Source organism: Paraburkholderia mimosarum LMG 23256 = NBRC 106338, from assembly GCF_000739815.1.
In the GTDB taxonomy this organism is placed as follows: domain Bacteria; phylum Pseudomonadota; class Gammaproteobacteria; order Burkholderiales; family Burkholderiaceae; genus Paraburkholderia; species Paraburkholderia mimosarum.
This window is the reverse complement of record NZ_BBJJ01000002.1, coordinates 135,794-150,143: the sequence shown is the minus strand read 5'-3', so window position 1 is coordinate 150,143 and position 14,350 is coordinate 135,794. Positions and strand designations below refer to the sequence as shown.

At 66.3% G+C, this 14,350-nt stretch carries 11 protein-coding genes; 9 read left to right on the top strand and 2 right to left on the bottom strand.

Annotated elements, in window-relative coordinates; all coding sequences use genetic code 11:
- Positions 1-149 precede the first annotated feature (149 nt).
- From leuS to BMI01S_RS02690, 5 genes are all read left to right on the top strand, one after another.
- Positions 150-2,744, top strand: coding sequence for a leucine--tRNA ligase (leuS, locus tag BMI01S_RS02710; RefSeq protein ID WP_028230070.1), 2,595 nt, complete (start codon positions 150-152; stop codon positions 2,742-2,744).
- Positions 2,745-2,844: 100 nt separating this feature from the next.
- The gene (locus BMI01S_RS02705) at positions 2,845-3,408 is read left to right on the top strand and encodes an LPS-assembly lipoprotein LptE (protein ID WP_028230071.1); all 564 of its coding nucleotides are present in this window, start codon (positions 2,845-2,847) and stop codon (positions 3,406-3,408) included.
- A 43-nt stretch (positions 3,409-3,451) separates the two neighbouring features.
- Entirely contained in the window at positions 3,452-4,633 is a 1,182-nt protein-coding gene (gene holA, locus BMI01S_RS02700; protein WP_028230072.1) for a DNA polymerase III subunit delta, read from the top strand.
- Positions 4,634-4,876: 243 nt separating this feature from the next.
- The gene (locus BMI01S_RS02695) at positions 4,877-6,148 is read left to right on the top strand and encodes a glutamate-5-semialdehyde dehydrogenase (protein WP_028209408.1); all 1,272 of its coding nucleotides are present in this window, start codon (positions 4,877-4,879) and stop codon (positions 6,146-6,148) included.
- A 63-nt stretch (positions 6,149-6,211) separates the two neighbouring features.
- Positions 6,212-6,628, top strand: coding sequence for a CopD family protein (locus tag BMI01S_RS02690; RefSeq protein WP_036017489.1), 417 nt, complete (start codon positions 6,212-6,214; stop codon positions 6,626-6,628).
- Positions 6,629-6,731: 103 nt separating this feature from the next.
- Here the strand turns inward: BMI01S_RS02690 and BMI01S_RS02685 are convergent, their stop codons facing one another.
- On the bottom strand, positions 6,732-7,589 hold the full coding sequence (locus BMI01S_RS02685) for a MurR/RpiR family transcriptional regulator (RefSeq protein WP_028230073.1): 858 nt from the start codon (positions 7,587-7,589) through the stop codon (positions 6,732-6,734).
- A 288-nt stretch (positions 7,590-7,877) separates the two neighbouring features.
- Between BMI01S_RS02685 and edd the strand changes: the two genes are divergently transcribed.
- The 4 genes from edd (at position 7,878) to BMI01S_RS02665 (ending at position 12,662) form a co-directional block, all read left to right on the top strand.
- On the top strand, positions 7,878-9,779 hold the full coding sequence (gene edd, locus BMI01S_RS02680; RefSeq protein ID WP_028230074.1) for a phosphogluconate dehydratase: 1,902 nt from the start codon (positions 7,878-7,880) through the stop codon (positions 9,777-9,779).
- Between the two features lie 23 nt (positions 9,780-9,802).
- Positions 9,803-10,444, top strand: coding sequence for a bifunctional 4-hydroxy-2-oxoglutarate aldolase/2-dehydro-3-deoxy-phosphogluconate aldolase (eda, locus tag BMI01S_RS02675; protein ID WP_028209412.1), 642 nt, complete (start codon positions 9,803-9,805; stop codon positions 10,442-10,444).
- 301 nt (positions 10,445-10,745) lie between these two features.
- The gene (locus BMI01S_RS02670; protein WP_028230075.1) at positions 10,746-12,107 is read left to right on the top strand and encodes a GntP family permease; all 1,362 of its coding nucleotides are present in this window, start codon (positions 10,746-10,748) and stop codon (positions 12,105-12,107) included.
- A gap of 48 nt (positions 12,108-12,155) precedes the next feature.
- Positions 12,156-12,662 (top strand): gluconokinase, encoded by a 507-nt coding sequence (locus BMI01S_RS02665; protein ID WP_028209414.1) that lies wholly within the window; start codon positions 12,156-12,158, stop codon positions 12,660-12,662.
- A gap of 84 nt (positions 12,663-12,746) precedes the next feature.
- On the opposite strand, the gene purB is transcribed toward BMI01S_RS02665, so the two are convergent.
- Positions 12,747-14,135 carry an adenylosuccinate lyase gene (purB, locus tag BMI01S_RS02660; RefSeq protein WP_028230076.1) on the bottom strand — a complete coding sequence of 463 codons (1,389 nt, stop codon included), beginning with the start codon at positions 14,133-14,135 and terminating at the stop codon, positions 12,747-12,749.
- Positions 14,136-14,350: the final 215 nt, after the last annotated feature.

The window sequence follows — 14,350 nt, the reverse complement described above, 5'->3', positions numbered from 1 at the left end:
GCGCCAGTCGACGGTATAATCAACGTTTCCTTTGAAAACGAGCCTGGCGAAGCGCCGCAACCCGCCGGGTATCGTCCAGGTATCGTGAACGGCCGGCCCGGTGCATCCGGCACCGAGTCCGCCCGTTTGCAGCGTTCACCACCCACACCATGCTCGAAAAATACGTTCCCTCCGACGTCGAATCCGCCGCGCAAGGCGAATGGCGCGCCACCGACGCTTACCGGACGGCCGAAAAGGCCGACAAGCCCAAGTTCTACTGCGTCTCGATGCTGCCGTATCCGTCGGGCAAGCTGCACATGGGCCACGTGCGGAACTACACGATCAACGACGTGATGTATCGCTACCTGCGCATGAACGGCTACAACACGTTGATGCCGATGGGCTGGGACGCGTTCGGCATGCCCGCTGAAAACGCCGCCATGGCCAACGGCGTGCCGCCGGCGAAGTGGACGTACGACAACATCGAGTACATGAAGGGCCAGATGCAGTCGATGGGTCTCGCGATCGACTGGTCGCGCGAAATCGCCACCTGCAAGCCCGATTACTACAAGTGGAACCAGTGGTTCTTCCTGAAGATGCTCGAGAAGGGCATCGCCTACAAGAAGACCGGCACGGTGAACTGGGATCCGGTCGATCAGACCGTGCTCGCCAACGAGCAGGTGATCGAAGGCCGCGGCTGGCGCTCGGGCGCGCTCGTGGAAAAGCGCGAAATCCCGATGTATTACCTGCGCATCACGCAGTATGCCGACGAACTGCTGAATGACCTCGACGGCCTCGGCTGGCCCGAGCGCGTCAAGATCATGCAGCAGAACTGGATCGGCAAGAGCTTCGGCGTGAACTTCGGCTTTCCGTACGAGCTGGACGGCGAGAAGAAGCTGCTGCGCGTGTTCACTACGCGCGCCGACACGATCATGGGCGTGACCTTCGCCGCGATCGCGGCCGAGCATCCGCTCGCCACGCGCCTGGCTCAAGGCAAGCCGGAGCTTCAGGCGTTCATCGACGAATGCAAGCGCGGTGGCGTGGCGGAAGCCGACATCGCGACGATGGAAAAGAAGGGCGTGCCCACGGGCTTCACGGTGACGCACCCGCTCACGCACGAGCAGGTGCCGGTGTGGATCGGCAACTACGTGCTGATGAGCTATGGCGAAGGCGCCGTGATGGGCGTGCCCGGCCACGACGAGCGCGACTTCGCGTTCGCCAAAAAATACAACCTGCCAATCAAGCAGGTCATCGCGGCCCAAGGCGAGACGTATTCGCTCGACGGCTGGCAGGAATGGTACGGCGACAAGGAACGCGCTGTCTGCGTGAACAGCGGCAAGTACGACGGCCTGAACTACACCCAGGCCGTGGATGCCGTGGCGGCCGACCTCAAGGCGCTCGAGCTGGGCGACAAGCAGGTCACGTGGCGCCTGCGCGACTGGGGCATTTCGCGCCAGCGCTACTGGGGCACGCCGATCCCCATCATCCACTGCCCGAGCTGCGGCGACGTGCCGGTGCCCGAGCAGGACCTGCCGGTCGTGCTGCCGGAAGACCTCGTGCCGGACGGCACGGGCAACCCGCTCGCGAAGTCCGAGGCGTTCCTGAACTGCAAGTGCCCGAAGTGCGGCGCCGATGCGAAGCGCGAAACCGACACGATGGACACGTTCGTCGACTCGGCCTGGTACTTCTACCGCTACGCGGCGCCCGATGCGAAGAACATGGTCGACGAGCGCACCGACTACTGGATGCCGATGGACCAGTACATCGGCGGGATCGAGCACGCCATTCTTCACCTCTTGTATTCGCGCTTCTGGGCGAAGGTCTCGCGCGACCTGGGCCTCGTGAAATTCGGCGAGCCGGCGAAGAACCTGCTCACGCAGGGCATGGTGCTGAACGAGACGTTCTATCGCGAAGACGCGTCGGGCAAGAAGACCTGGTACAACCCGGCCGACGTGACCGTCACGCACGACGACAAGGGCCGCCCGGTCGGCGCGACGCTCAACGCCGATGGCCAGCCCGTGGTGCTGGGCGGCGTCGAGAAGATGTCGAAGTCGAAGAACAACGGCGTCGACCCGCAGGTGCTGATCGACCAGTACGGCGCGGATACGGCGCGTCTCTTCACGATGTTCGCCGCGCCGCCCGAGCAGCAGCTCGAATGGTCGGGCGCGGGCGTGGAAGGCGCGAGCCGCTTCCTGCGCCGCGTGTGGGCGTTCGGTTTCGCGAACGCCGAAGCGATCAGGTCGCGCGCATCGTTCGACGCAGCGGCGCTCACCGACGTCGAAAAGACGCTGCGCCGCGAAATCTATAGCGTGCTCAAGCAGGCCGACTTCGACTATCAGCGTCTGCAGTACAACACCGTCGTTTCGGCGGCGATGAAGATGCTCAACGCCATCGACGGCGCGAAGGAAGCGGGCGCGGGCGTGCAGCGCGAAACGTTCGGCGTGCTGCTGCGCGTGCTGTACCCGGTCGTGCCGCACATCGCATTCGAACTCTGGAAGGCGCTCGCGTATGCCGACGAATACGGCCCGCTGCTCGATGCGCCCTGGCCGAAGGTCGACGAAAAGGCGCTGGAGCAGGCCGAGATCGAACTCGTGCTGCAGGTGAACGGCAAGGTGCGTGGCGCCGTGACCGTGGCGAAAGACGCGGGCAAGGACGCAATCGAAGCGGCGGCGCTCGCGCACGACATGTTCGTGAAGTTCGCCGAAGGCCGTGCGCCGAAGAAGATCATCGTCGTGCCGGGCCGTCTCGTGAACGTCGTCGTCTAAAGGCAATCCAGGCCATGCTGGCAGCGGCGCAGCGCAAGACAAACGCGTGCTGCGCCGCTCGCCGACACCGGCGACTCTGTCGCGAACCCAGGGAGTCCATGTGATTCGCAGATCGTTCCTCAGGTTGTTCCCGCTCGTGGCCGGCGGCGCGCTGGTCCTGTCGGCGTGCGGCTTCCAGCTGCGCGGCGAGCAGAACTTCGCTTTCAAGCGCCTCGCCGTCGTCGGCGGGCCGCCGCCGTTCACCGCGCGCCTCACGCGCATGATCGAAGGCGGCAGCGATTCGGTGGTGGTCGATTCGGTGGCCAACGCCGACGCCGTGCTGCACGTTTCCGAAGCGCAAAGCTTCAGCACGCTTACGCTCAACTCGCTCGGCGCAGTCGAGGAATATCAGGTCAACTACTGGCTGAACTATTCGCTGGTGAGCGCGGACGGCACCCTGCTGATGCAGCCGAGCACGATCGGGCTGAACCGCGCGATGACCTATAGCTCTCAGTTCGCGACCGCCAAGATGCAGGAAGCCGATCTATTGTTCGCCGATATGCAGCGGGACGCCGTCGACCAGCTCATGCGGCGCCTCGCGGTCGTCAAGACGCTCACGCCGACGCCCGCTCAGGTCGTGCCGGGCGTGGCGCCGCGCGCGCCGCTGCCGCCGCCGCCGCTGTGATGCGCGCCGTCTTCACCTTCTGAGCGAACTTCGACCGAGCGCCATGCAACTGCGACCCGACGCACTCGAACCGCACCTCGCGAAAGGGCTGGCCGGCCTGTACGTCGTCTACGGCGACGAACACCTGCTGGCCCAGGAAGCGTGCGACCGCATCCGTGCGGCCGCGCGCGCCGCGGGCTTCACCGACCGCTCGGTGTTCACGGTCGAGCGCGGCTTCGACTGGAGCTCTCTCCTCGGCGCGAGTCAGTCGATGTCGCTCTTCGGCGATCGCCAGCTGGTGGAGTTGCGCATTCCCTCGGGCAAGCCCGGCAAGGAAGGTGCGGACGCGCTCAAGACGCTCGCGGCAGCCGCGAATCCCGACGTGCTGATGCTCGTCACGTTGCCGCGCCTCGACGCCGCCACGCAGAAGTCCGCGTGGTTCACGGCACTGGCTGAAGGCGGTGTGGCGCTCAAAGTCGATCCTGTCGAGCGCGCGGCACTGCCGAACTGGATCGGCCAGCGTCTCGCGCTGCAAGGCCAGCGCGTGGCGCCCGGCGAGGACGGCCGGCGCGCGCTGCAATTCGTGGCGGAGCGCGTGGAAGGCAACCTGCTGGCGGCCCATCAGGAAATCCAGAAGCTCGGCCTGCTTTATCCGCAAGGCGTCCTGAGCTTCGAGCAGATTCACGACGCCGTGCTCAACGTCGCGCGCTACGACGTCTTCAAGTTGAACGAAGCGATGCTGACGGGCGATGTCGGCCGCCTCGCGCGTATGCTCGACGGCCTGCGCGGCGAGGGCGAGGCATCGGTGCTGGTGCTGTGGGCGGTCGTCGAGGAAATTCGCACGCTGCTGCGCATCAAGCGCGGCGTGGCGGCGGGCAAGCCGCTCGCCATGCTGCTGCGCGAGAACCGCGTGTGGGGGCCGCGCGAGCGGCTCATCGGCCCCGCTTTGTCGCGCCTGTCCGAGCAGACGCTGGAACGCGGCCTCGCGCTCGCGGCACGGCTCGACCGCCTGGTGAAGGGGCTTTCCGGCCAGGCGCGCGCCGACTGGCGCAATGCCTTGCCGCCCGATGCCTGGGACGGGCTGTTCGAACTGGCGATGACCGTGGCCGCGCCACGCGACACGGCTGCGCCGGCCGCGCGGGGCAACGCTGCCGCTCGCGCTCAGCCGGGCAACCCAGCCGCGGCGGCTGCCGCTGCGGCCGCGGCACGACCGCGCACCGCAGGGCCGTCGCGCCGGCCGGGCTGAAGCGTTCCTCGCTCGCCCGAATCGGCGCTTCGGCACCTGCATCCGCTCCGCTGCGCGGCTGCGTGTGTGTCCCGCTCGCCACTTCAGAGGCTTGCGTGCCCGATCAGCGTGGCCCCAGCATCCTGGGAATGCCCAGCAAACCCCGGCGGCTTGGCATTAAAATCGGTCCGAACCGCATTTGAATCGAACCGCGCGTGCGCATCCACCCAACCACGTCTGGCGCGCCGCACCACAAAAGACATCATGGATATCGACCAGTACATGACCGACCTCGGCCGCCGCGCCCGCAAGGCTTCGCGCGCGATGGCACGGGCCTCGACGGCAGCGAAGAACGCAGCGCTCGAAGCGGTGGCGCAAGCCATCGAACGCGAAGCGCCGCAGCTGAAGGCGGCGAACGCACGCGACCTCGCCCGCGCGAAGGAGAAGGGTCACGACGCGGCGTTCATCGACCGCCTCACGCTCTCGGACAAGGCGCTGAAGACGATGGTCGAGGGCCTGCGCCAGGTCGCGGCGCTGGCGGACCCGATCGGCGAGATCAGCAATCTCAAGTTCCGCCCGAGCGGTATCCAGGTGGGTCAGATGCGCGTGCCGCTCGGCGTGATCGGCATCATCTACGAGTCGCGGCCGAACGTGACGATCGACGCGGCGGCGCTGTGTCTGAAGTCGGGCAACGCCACGATCCTGCGCGGCGGCTCCGAGGCGCTCGAGTGCAACACGGCGCTCGCGAAGCTGATCGGCGAAGGGCTGGCGGCGGCGGGTCTGCCGCAGGACGCGGTGCAGGTGGTCGAAACGGCGGACCGCGCGGCGGTGGGCAAGCTCATCACCATGACGGAATTCGTCGATGTGATCGTGCCGCGCGGCGGCAAGAGCCTGATCGAACGCCTGATGGCCGAGGCGCGCGTGCCGATGATCAAGCACCTCGACGGCATCTGCCATGTGTACGTGGACGACCGCGCCGATCTGGCGAAGGCGCTGACCGTGTGCGACAACGCGAAGACGCATCGCTACGGCACCTGCAACACGATGGAAACGCTGCTCGTGGCGCGCGGCATCGCGCATGAGGTGCTGCCGCCGCTTGGCCGCCTCTATCGCGAGAAGGACGTGGAACTGCGCGTGGACGCCGCGGCGCGGACGATTCTCGCCGATGCCGGCGTGAGCCCGCTCGTGGACGCGACCGAAGAAGACTGGCGCACCGAATACCTGGCTCCGGTGCTCGCGGTGAAGGTCGTCGACAACCTCGATGAAGCGGTCGAGCACATCAACGCCTACGGCTCGCACCATACCGATGCGATCGTGACCGAAGACCACGACCGCGCCATGCGCTTCCTGCGCGAAGTCGATTCGGCGAGCGTGATGGTGAATGCCTCGACGCGCTTCGCCGACGGCTTCGAGTTCGGCCTCGGCGCCGAGATCGGCATTTCCAACGACAAGCTGCACGCGCGCGGACCGGTCGGCCTCGAAGGCCTGACCTCGCTCAAGTACGTGGTGCTCGGCCACGGCGAAGGCCGGCAGTGAGTCATCGGGCGGCGCGCCGTGCGCCGCTCCGATGCCCGCTAACAAGAAAAAAAGGATTTGCCGATGCTTTGGATCAAGACGTTTCACATCGTATTGATCGCTTCGTGGTTCGCGGGCCTCTTTTACCTTCCGCGCATCTTCGTGAATCTCGCGATGGAAACCGAGCCCGCGGCCGTCAAGCGTCTGCTCATCATGGCGCGCAAGCTCTATCGCTTCATGACCCTGATCGCCGTGCCCGCGTTGCTGTGCGGGCTGTGGCTGTGGCTCGTGGTAGGGATCGGGCGAGGCCAGGGGTGGATACACGCAAAGGTGGGCGTAGTCGTGCTGCTCCTCGTGTACCACGCGTACTGCGGGCGCCTGCTGGCCACCTTCGAGCGCGGCGAGAACCGGCGCTCCGACAAGTGGTATCGCATGTTCAACGAGCTGCCGGTGCTCGGCATGCTGGCCGCGGTCGCGCTGGTCGTGATCAAGCCCTTCTGACGTTTCTTTCCGACTTCTCAGGCGCATACGCAAAGCGGACTCCTTCGGGAGTCCGCACTTTTTTTATCGGGACCGTTTGCGCACGCCGCGCTTTGCGGCGCATTCAGCCGTTCGTGTCCAGCCGTCGCCGCGCGATGATGTCCTTCGCGTCGGCGAGCTTTTCCGCGAGTTCGGGTCCGCGCTGCAGCGCCACGCCCACGGCGAGTATGTCGCCGATCGCGAGATGCGACGTGCGCGAGGTCATCGGCGAGAAGACGTCGGTGTCCTCGTCCACGTTCGCGTGCAGGCCCACGCTCGCGAGTCGCGCGAGCGGCGACGTGCCGTGCGTGATGGCGATCACCTTCGCGCCGCGTTCGAGCGCCGTGCGCGCGGCGTCCACGATGTCGCGCGTGCGCCCGGTGTTCGAGATCGCCACGACCACGTCGCCGGGCCCGAGCAGCGTGGCCGACATGAGAAACGTGTGCGGGTCCGAATAGGCGACGCTCGGCATGCCGAGGCGGAAGAACTTGTGCTGCATGTCCTGCGCGGCGATGCCTGAGCCGCCCGCGCCGTAGAACTCGATGCGCGAAGCGCGGGCGAGCAGGTCGATCGCGGCGGCGAGCGAGTCCGTCGAGAGATTGTTGCGCACCTGCAGGAGCGCGCCGATGGTGCGGTCGAGCACCTTGGCCGCGACGCCCGGCACGGGCTCGTCGGGGCTCACGTCGCGGTAGACGGCCGGATGCCCCGTCGGCAGATCCGCGGCAACGGCCTGCGCGAGCCGGATCTTGAACTCGCGAAAGCCCGAAAACCCGAGCGCATGACAGAACCGCGCGATGGTCGGCTGGCTCACGCCCGCACGCTCGGCGACCTCGGTCATCGACAGGTCGAGCACCTCGCGCGGCGCCTCGACCACGTAGTCGGCGAGCTTGCGCTCCGATGGGCGCAATTGCTCGCGCATGGCTTTCACCTGGGACAGCAGCATCAGGAAACTCGCACTATGCTGAAAGATCCGTGGACTATAGCGGATCGGAGGTTATGTACAAAAACTACAAGACTGCGATTGTTTCTTTCCCGGGTAGGCGCGGAAATTCCTGTGAGCCCCGTTGAGAATAAGACTAGGCGTTCGTTTAACCGTATGCTCCCAGGGTCTTACCGGGATTGCCGGCTTGTAGTTTTTCTACTAACATCGGCCCATCGCTGACGGGAGCGCCACTGGCGCTCTCGTTCTGGCCCCGAGCGTTTCCGCCGAGACAAGAAGGAAGGATATTCGATGGTTTCCCCGCATTCTCAGTTGATGAAGGTCACGCAACGCGTGATCGAGCGCAGCAAGCCCACTCGCGAGGCCTATCTCGCGCGCATTGCGGCGGCTCAGGACCGGTTCCCGGCGCGCGGCGTGCTCTCGTGTGCGAATCTCGCGCACGGCTTCGCCGGCCTCGAAGGCCGCGACAAGATCGCGATCAAGGCGATTCGCGAGCCGAACATCGGCATCGTCTCGGCGTACAACGAGATGCTCTCGGCGCACGCGCCCTACAAGGATTTCCCCGACATCATCAAGAAGGCGGCCCGCGAAGGCGGTGGCGTCGCGCAGTTCGCGGGCGGCGTGCCGGCGATGTGCGACGGCGTCACGCAGGGCAACGCCGGCATGGAGCTGTCGCTCTTTTCGCGCGAAGTGATTGCGATGAGCACCGCCGTGGCGCTCACGCACAACATGTTCGACGCGGCGCTGTGCCTCGGCGTATGCGACAAGATCGTGCCGGGCCTCGTGATCGGCGCGCTCCAGTTCGGCCATCTGCCCACCATCTTCGTGCCCGCCGGCCCGATGACGAGCGGCATCTCGAACGACGACAAGGCCAAGGTGCGCCAGCAGTTCGCCACCGGCCAGTGCGACCGGGCGGCGCTGCTCGAATCCGAAGCCGCGGCGTACCACGGTCACGGCACCTGCACGTTCTACGGCACCGCGAACAGCAACCAGATGCTGATGGAGGTCATGGGGCTGCATCTGCCCGGCTCGGCCTTCATCCATCCGCACACCCCGCTGCGCGACGAATTGACCGCCGCCGCGGCGCGCCGCGTGCTCGAACTCACCGTCGAGCGCGGCAACTACACGCCGATCGGCCATGTGGTCGACGAGAAGGCCGTGATCAACGGCATCGTCGCGCTGATGGCCACCGGCGGCTCGACCAATCACACGCTGCACCTCGTGGCGATGGCGCGGGCGGCCGGCATCATCATCGACTGGAACGACTTCGACGCGCTCTCGGACGCCGTGCCGCTGCTCGCGCGCGTGTACCCGAACGGCAAGGCCGACGTGAACCATTTCCATGCGGCGGGCGGCATCGCCTTCCTCGTGCGCGAACTGCTCGACGGCGGTCTGCTGCATGAAGACGTGAATACCGTCGCGGGTCGCGGTCTGCGTCACTACACCGAAGAGCCGAAGCTCATCGACGGCAAGCTCACCTGGGTGCCGGCCGTGGAGCAGAGCGCCGACACGGCGGTGCTGCGCGCGCTGGCCGAGCCGTTCCAGCCCGATGGCGGCCTGCGCCTGATGCAGGGGCGGCTGGGCCGTGGCGTCATCAAGGTTTCGGCCGTGGCGCCCGAGCGCCGCAAGGTGCGTGCGCCCGCGATCGTGTTCGATTCGCAGGAAGCCGTGCAGGAAGCTTTCGATCGCGGCGAGCTGGAGCGCGATTTCGTGGCCGTCGTGCGCTTCCAGGGCGCGCGCGCCAATGGCATGCCCGAGCTGCACCGTCTCACGCCGCTGCTCGGCGTGCTGCAGGACAAGGGCTTTCACGTGGCGCTCGTCACCGACGGGCGCATGTCGGGTGCCTCGGGCAAGGTGCCCGCGGTCATCCACGTCTCGCCGGAAACGCTGCTGCACGGCCCCATCGGCAAGGTGCGCAATGGCGACACGATCGTGATCGATGCGGTACAAGGCGTGCTCGACGTCGAAGTGGACGCGGCAGAATGGGATGCCCGCCCGGTCGCCCAGCCCGCGCATCAGGAACTCAACGAAGTGGGCTTCGGCCGCGAGCTGTTCGGCGTGTTCCGCGCCGCCGCCGCGCCGGCCGAACTGGGCGCAACGGTGTTCGGGCCGCTCGTGGGCGAGCAGGCCACGACTGCGCCGGCTGCACCGGCCACGCCTGTGGCCAGCCCCGCGGCCCACGCCGCGAACTGATTTCATCATCAAGGAGCCTGAACATGGCAAACAGCACAGTGGCCGACATCGTCCGCCTGGGTCCCGTCATTCCGGTGCTCGCATTCGAAACGCCGGAGCAGGGCGAGCACGTTTCGCGCGCGCTCCACGCGGGCGGCGTGAAGGTGCTGGAAATCACGCTGCGCACGGCGGCCGGCCTCGAAGCGATCGAGCGCGCCGCGCAGATCGCGCCGGACATCGTCGTGGGCGTGGGCACGATCACGAAGCCCGAGCACTGCGCGCTCGCGAAAAAGGCCGGCGCGCAGTTCGGCGTCTCGCCGGGCCTCACGCGCGAAATTCACCAGGCGTCGCTCGACGCGGGCCTGCCGCTTCTGCCGGGCGTCATGACGCCGACCGACATCATCGTCGCGATGGAACTCGGCTACGAGATCGTGAAGTTCTTCCCGGCGGTGCCGGCGGGCGGCCTGAACATGCTGCAGGCATTCCACGGCCCGTTCCCGACGCTCAAGTTCTGCCCGACGGGCGGCATCACCGCCGAATCGGCGCCGACCTTCCTCGCGCTGCCCAACGTCGTGTGCGTGGGCGGTTCGTGGCTCACGCCGAAGGCCGCGCTCGCCGCGCAGAACTGGGACGAGGTCACGCGCCTCGCGCACGCCGCGAGCGAGCTGTCGCGCCCGGTGCGCTGATTTCGCTGATCGCGCTGGACCGCGCCGCATGTTGCGGCGCAATGATGACTGGAACGCCGCGTGCCCTGGGGTTGGAGGGGCGCAACGAGCCGCGCAAACCGCGCCTTTCAGGCGCGCGCCCTGCGCGGCTCGCTCGTCTTTCAGGCACGCCGCACCGAAAGTCGTTATAAGCTCTACAATCCCCCGGCCCGGCGACGGCCGGTCCTTTCGTTCCACGTGCCGCGTGAGCGGTAGCCGCTGCGCGCAATCGCGTCGGCGCACGGGCGAAAGAACGTCGAACAACTATCTGGAGAAGAGCCTCATGGGAGTGGCCCACGGCAGCATGCTGCTGATTTACGCGCTCGTCGCAATCGCCGCGCTGATCCTGCTGATCACGCGCTTCAAGGTTTATCCGTTTCTCGTCCTGATCATCGTTTCACTGCTGCTCGGTCTCGCCGTCGGCATGCCGATGGAACAGATCGTCAAGTCGTTCGAGACCGGCAACGGCAACACGCTCGGACACATCGCCATCGTGGTGGGCCTCGGCACGATGCTCGGCAAGATGATGGCCGAATCGGGCGGCGCCGAACGCGTCGCCACGACGCTCATCCGCTGGTTCGGCGAGAAGAACATCCACTGGGCGATGATGTTCGTCGCGATCATCGTCGGCCTGCCGGTGTTCTTCGAGGTCGGCTTCGTGCTGCTCATTCCGATCGCGTTCAACGTCGCCAAGCGCACCGGCAAGTCGCTGCTGCTGATCGGCCTGCCGATGGTGGCGGGCCTCTCCGTCGTGCACGGACTGATTCCGCCGCACCCGGCCGCGCTGCTGGCCGTGCAGGCGTATCACGCCGATATCGGCAAGACCATCGCTTACGGCCTGATCGTGGGCGTGCCTACGGCGGTCATCGCCGGGCCGCTCTTTGCGCTCTTCATTCACCGCTACATCAAGCTTCCGGAGAGCAATCCGCTCTCCGACCAGTTCGTGAGCAAGGCCGATCCCAAGCCCGATAGCGAACTGCCGGGCTTCGGCATCACGCTCTTCACGATCCTGCTGCCGGTGATCCTGATGCTGGTCGGCAGCTGGGCCGATCTCGTCTTCACGCCGAAGACGCTGCCGAACAATCTCCTGCACTTTGTCGGCACCTCGGACGTCGCGCTGCTCATCGCCGTGCTGGTGAGCTTCTGGACCTTCGGCGCGCAGCGCGGCTTCACGCGCGAGCAGATCCAGAAGTTCTGCGGCGACTGCCTCGCGCCGATCGCCGGCATCACGCTGATCGTCGGCGCGGGCGGCGGCTTCGGCCGCGTGCTGATGGACAGCGGCGTGTCGAAGCAGATCGTCGAACTCGCGCAGAACGAGCATCTGTCGCCGCTGTTGCTCGGCTGGCTCGTGGCCGCGCTGATCCGTCTCGCGACGGGTTCGGCCACGGTCGCCATGACCACGGCCTGCGGCATCGTCGCGCCGATCGCCTCGGCCAGCGCCATGACGGTGAAGCCGGAACTGCTCGTGCTCGCCACGGGCTCGGGCTCGCTGATTTTCTCGCACGTCAACGACGGCGGATTCTGGCTGATCAAGGAGTATTTCGGCATGACCGTGGGTCAGACGTTCAAGACCTGGTCGCTGCTGGAGACCATTATTTCGCTGCTGGGCCTCGGCCTCACGTTCGCCCTCGCAGCGGTGTTGTAACGAGTAACGATGTTGCATGGGCCCGCCAGGCCCGCCAGGGAGCAGTTGATGATTCTGATAGCAATGGGCGTGTCGGGCGCAGGCAAGACACGCATCGGCGAGATGCTCGCCGAACGCCTCGAGTGCGCCTTCACCGACGGCGACGCCTTCCACAGCGAAGCCAACAAGAAGAAGATGCACGACGGCATCCCGCTCACCGACGAGGACCGCTGGCCGTGGCTGCGCGCGATTCGCGCGGCGATCGAGGAAAAGCAGCGCGCCCACGAAACGGCCGTGTTCACCTGCTCGTCGCTCAAGCGCTCGTACCGCGACATCCTGCGCGGCAACGACCGCGACGTCTGTTTCGTCTACCTGAAGGGCTCGTTCGAGGTGCTGCACGAGCGCCTCGCTTCGCGCACCGGCCACTTCTTCGACCCGTCGCTGCTGCAAAGCCAGCTCGAGACGCTCGAGGTGCCGGCTGCGGACGAGGCGATCGAGGTGAGCATCGAGCTCACCCCCGAGCAGATCGTCGACGAGGTGATGAAGCAACTCGAGGCGCGCGGCGCGAAGCTGTGATGCGCAATCGGCGGTAAACGAAAAAAGGCGCCCGGATTATCGAGCGCCTTTTTCTTTGCCGCAGCCTACACGGCGATGGCGTGCTTACGAAATGCGCTTCGCCAGTTCCGCCGCCTTGCCCACATACGACGCAGGCGTCATATCGAGCAGGCGCTTCTTCGCGTCTTCGGGAATCGCGAGGCCGGACACGAACGTCTGCAGCGCCTCGCGCGTGATGCCCTTGCCGCGCGTGAGTTCCTTCAGCTGCTCGTACGGGTTCTCGATGCCATAGCGGCGCATCACCGTCTGCACCGGCTCGGCGAGCACTTCCCACGTCGCGTCGAGGTCGTCGTTCAGGCGCTGGGGATTCACTTCGAGCTTGTCGATGCCGCGGATCAGCGCGTCATAGGCGAGCAGGGAGTAGCCGAACGCCACGCCGATGTTGCGCAGCACCGTCGAGTCCGTGAGATCGCGCTGCCAGCGCGAGACGGGCAGCTTGTCGGCGAGGTGGCGCAGCGTCGCGTTTGCGAGACCGAGATTGCCTTCCGAGTTTTCGAAGTCGATCGGATTGACCTTGTGCGGCATCGTCGACGAGCCGATCTCGCCGGCCTTCGTCTTCTGCTTGAAGTAGCCGAGCGAAATGTAGCCCCAAACGTCGCGATCGAGATCGAGCAGGATCGTGTTCGCGCGCGCGATGGCGTCGAAGAGTTCGGCCATGTAGTCATGCGGCTCGATCTGGATCGTGTACGGATTGAACGTGAGCTTCAGGCGCTGCTCGACGACGTTCTTCGAGAACGCTTCCCAGTCGAATTCCGGATACGCCGAGAGGTGCGCGTTGAAGTTGCCCACGGCGCCGTTCATCTTGCCGAGCAGTTCGACCTTTTCGATGCGCTGGATCGCGCGCGAAAGACGCGCCGCGACGTTGGCGATTTCCTTGCCGAGCGTCGTCGGGCTCGCCGGCTGGCCGTGCGTGCGCGAGAGCATCGGCTGATCGGCCTGCGCGTGCGCGAGCGCCACGAGGCGCTGATGCACCGAGCGCAACGCGGGCAGGATGACATGCTCGCGGGCGCCCGCGAGCATCAGGCCGTGCGACGTGTTGTTGATGTCTTCCGAGGTGCAGGCGAAGTGGATGAATTCGCTTGCGCGCTCGAGTTCCGGCTGACCCTTCACCGACTCCTTGAGCCAGTACTCCACGGCCTTCACGTCGTGGTTCGTCACGCGCTCGATTTCCTTGATGCGCGCGGCGTCGTGCGCCGTGAAGTTCTCGGCGAGCTTGAGCAGGAATTGCTCCGACGCTTCCGAAAAGCGCGGCACTTCCGCGAAGCCGGCCTGCGAGAGCGCGATCAGCCAGTGGATCTCGACCTTCACGCGGTTGCGCATGAACGCGGCTTCCGAGAGCCAGTCGCGCAGGGCTTCGGTTTTCGAGGCGTAGCGGCCGTCGAGCGGGGAGAGCGCGTTGAGCGCGAACAGGGTATCGGGACGAGTGTCGGACATGATGGGGACGTAACGGAGGTCGTTACGCTCAGTTAGCGGTCGGTTGGCGGTGAATTGGCAGTCGGTTGCGGTCAGATTCGCGACGGCGGGAACCGCGTATTTTATCACCTCGTCGACAGGGGGCGAGGCGGGGACTGGGGAGCGGCATCCCGGACCGCCCGTCGGCACGGCCACGCCTCGGAGCGGCATGGCGAGGGTGCCGGGCGGCAAGCGGC

Coding starts and splice junctions, on each gene's coding strand:
- leuS (WP_028230070.1), top strand. CDS start 150: ATGCTCGAAAAATACGTTCCCTCCGACGTCGAATCCGCCGCGCAAGGC.
- eda (WP_028209412.1), top strand. CDS start 9,803: ATGGCAAACAGCACAGTGGCCGACATCGTCCGCCTGGGTCCCGTCATT.
- BMI01S_RS02670 (WP_028230075.1), top strand. CDS start 10,746: ATGGGAGTGGCCCACGGCAGCATGCTGCTGATTTACGCGCTCGTCGCA.
- BMI01S_RS02665 (WP_028209414.1), top strand. CDS start 12,156: ATGATTCTGATAGCAATGGGCGTGTCGGGCGCAGGCAAGACACGCATC.
- edd (WP_028230074.1), top strand. CDS start 7,878: ATGGTTTCCCCGCATTCTCAGTTGATGAAGGTCACGCAACGCGTGATC.
- BMI01S_RS02685 (WP_028230073.1), bottom strand. CDS start 7,589: ATGCTGCTGTCCCAGGTGAAAGCCATGCGCGAGCAATTGCGCCCATCG.
- BMI01S_RS02690 (WP_036017489.1), top strand. CDS start 6,212: ATGCTTTGGATCAAGACGTTTCACATCGTATTGATCGCTTCGTGGTTC.
- BMI01S_RS02695 (WP_028209408.1), top strand. CDS start 4,877: ATGGATATCGACCAGTACATGACCGACCTCGGCCGCCGCGCCCGCAAG.
- purB (WP_028230076.1), bottom strand. CDS start 14,135: ATGTCCGACACTCGTCCCGATACCCTGTTCGCGCTCAACGCGCTCTCC.
- holA (WP_028230072.1), top strand. CDS start 3,452: ATGCAACTGCGACCCGACGCACTCGAACCGCACCTCGCGAAAGGGCTG.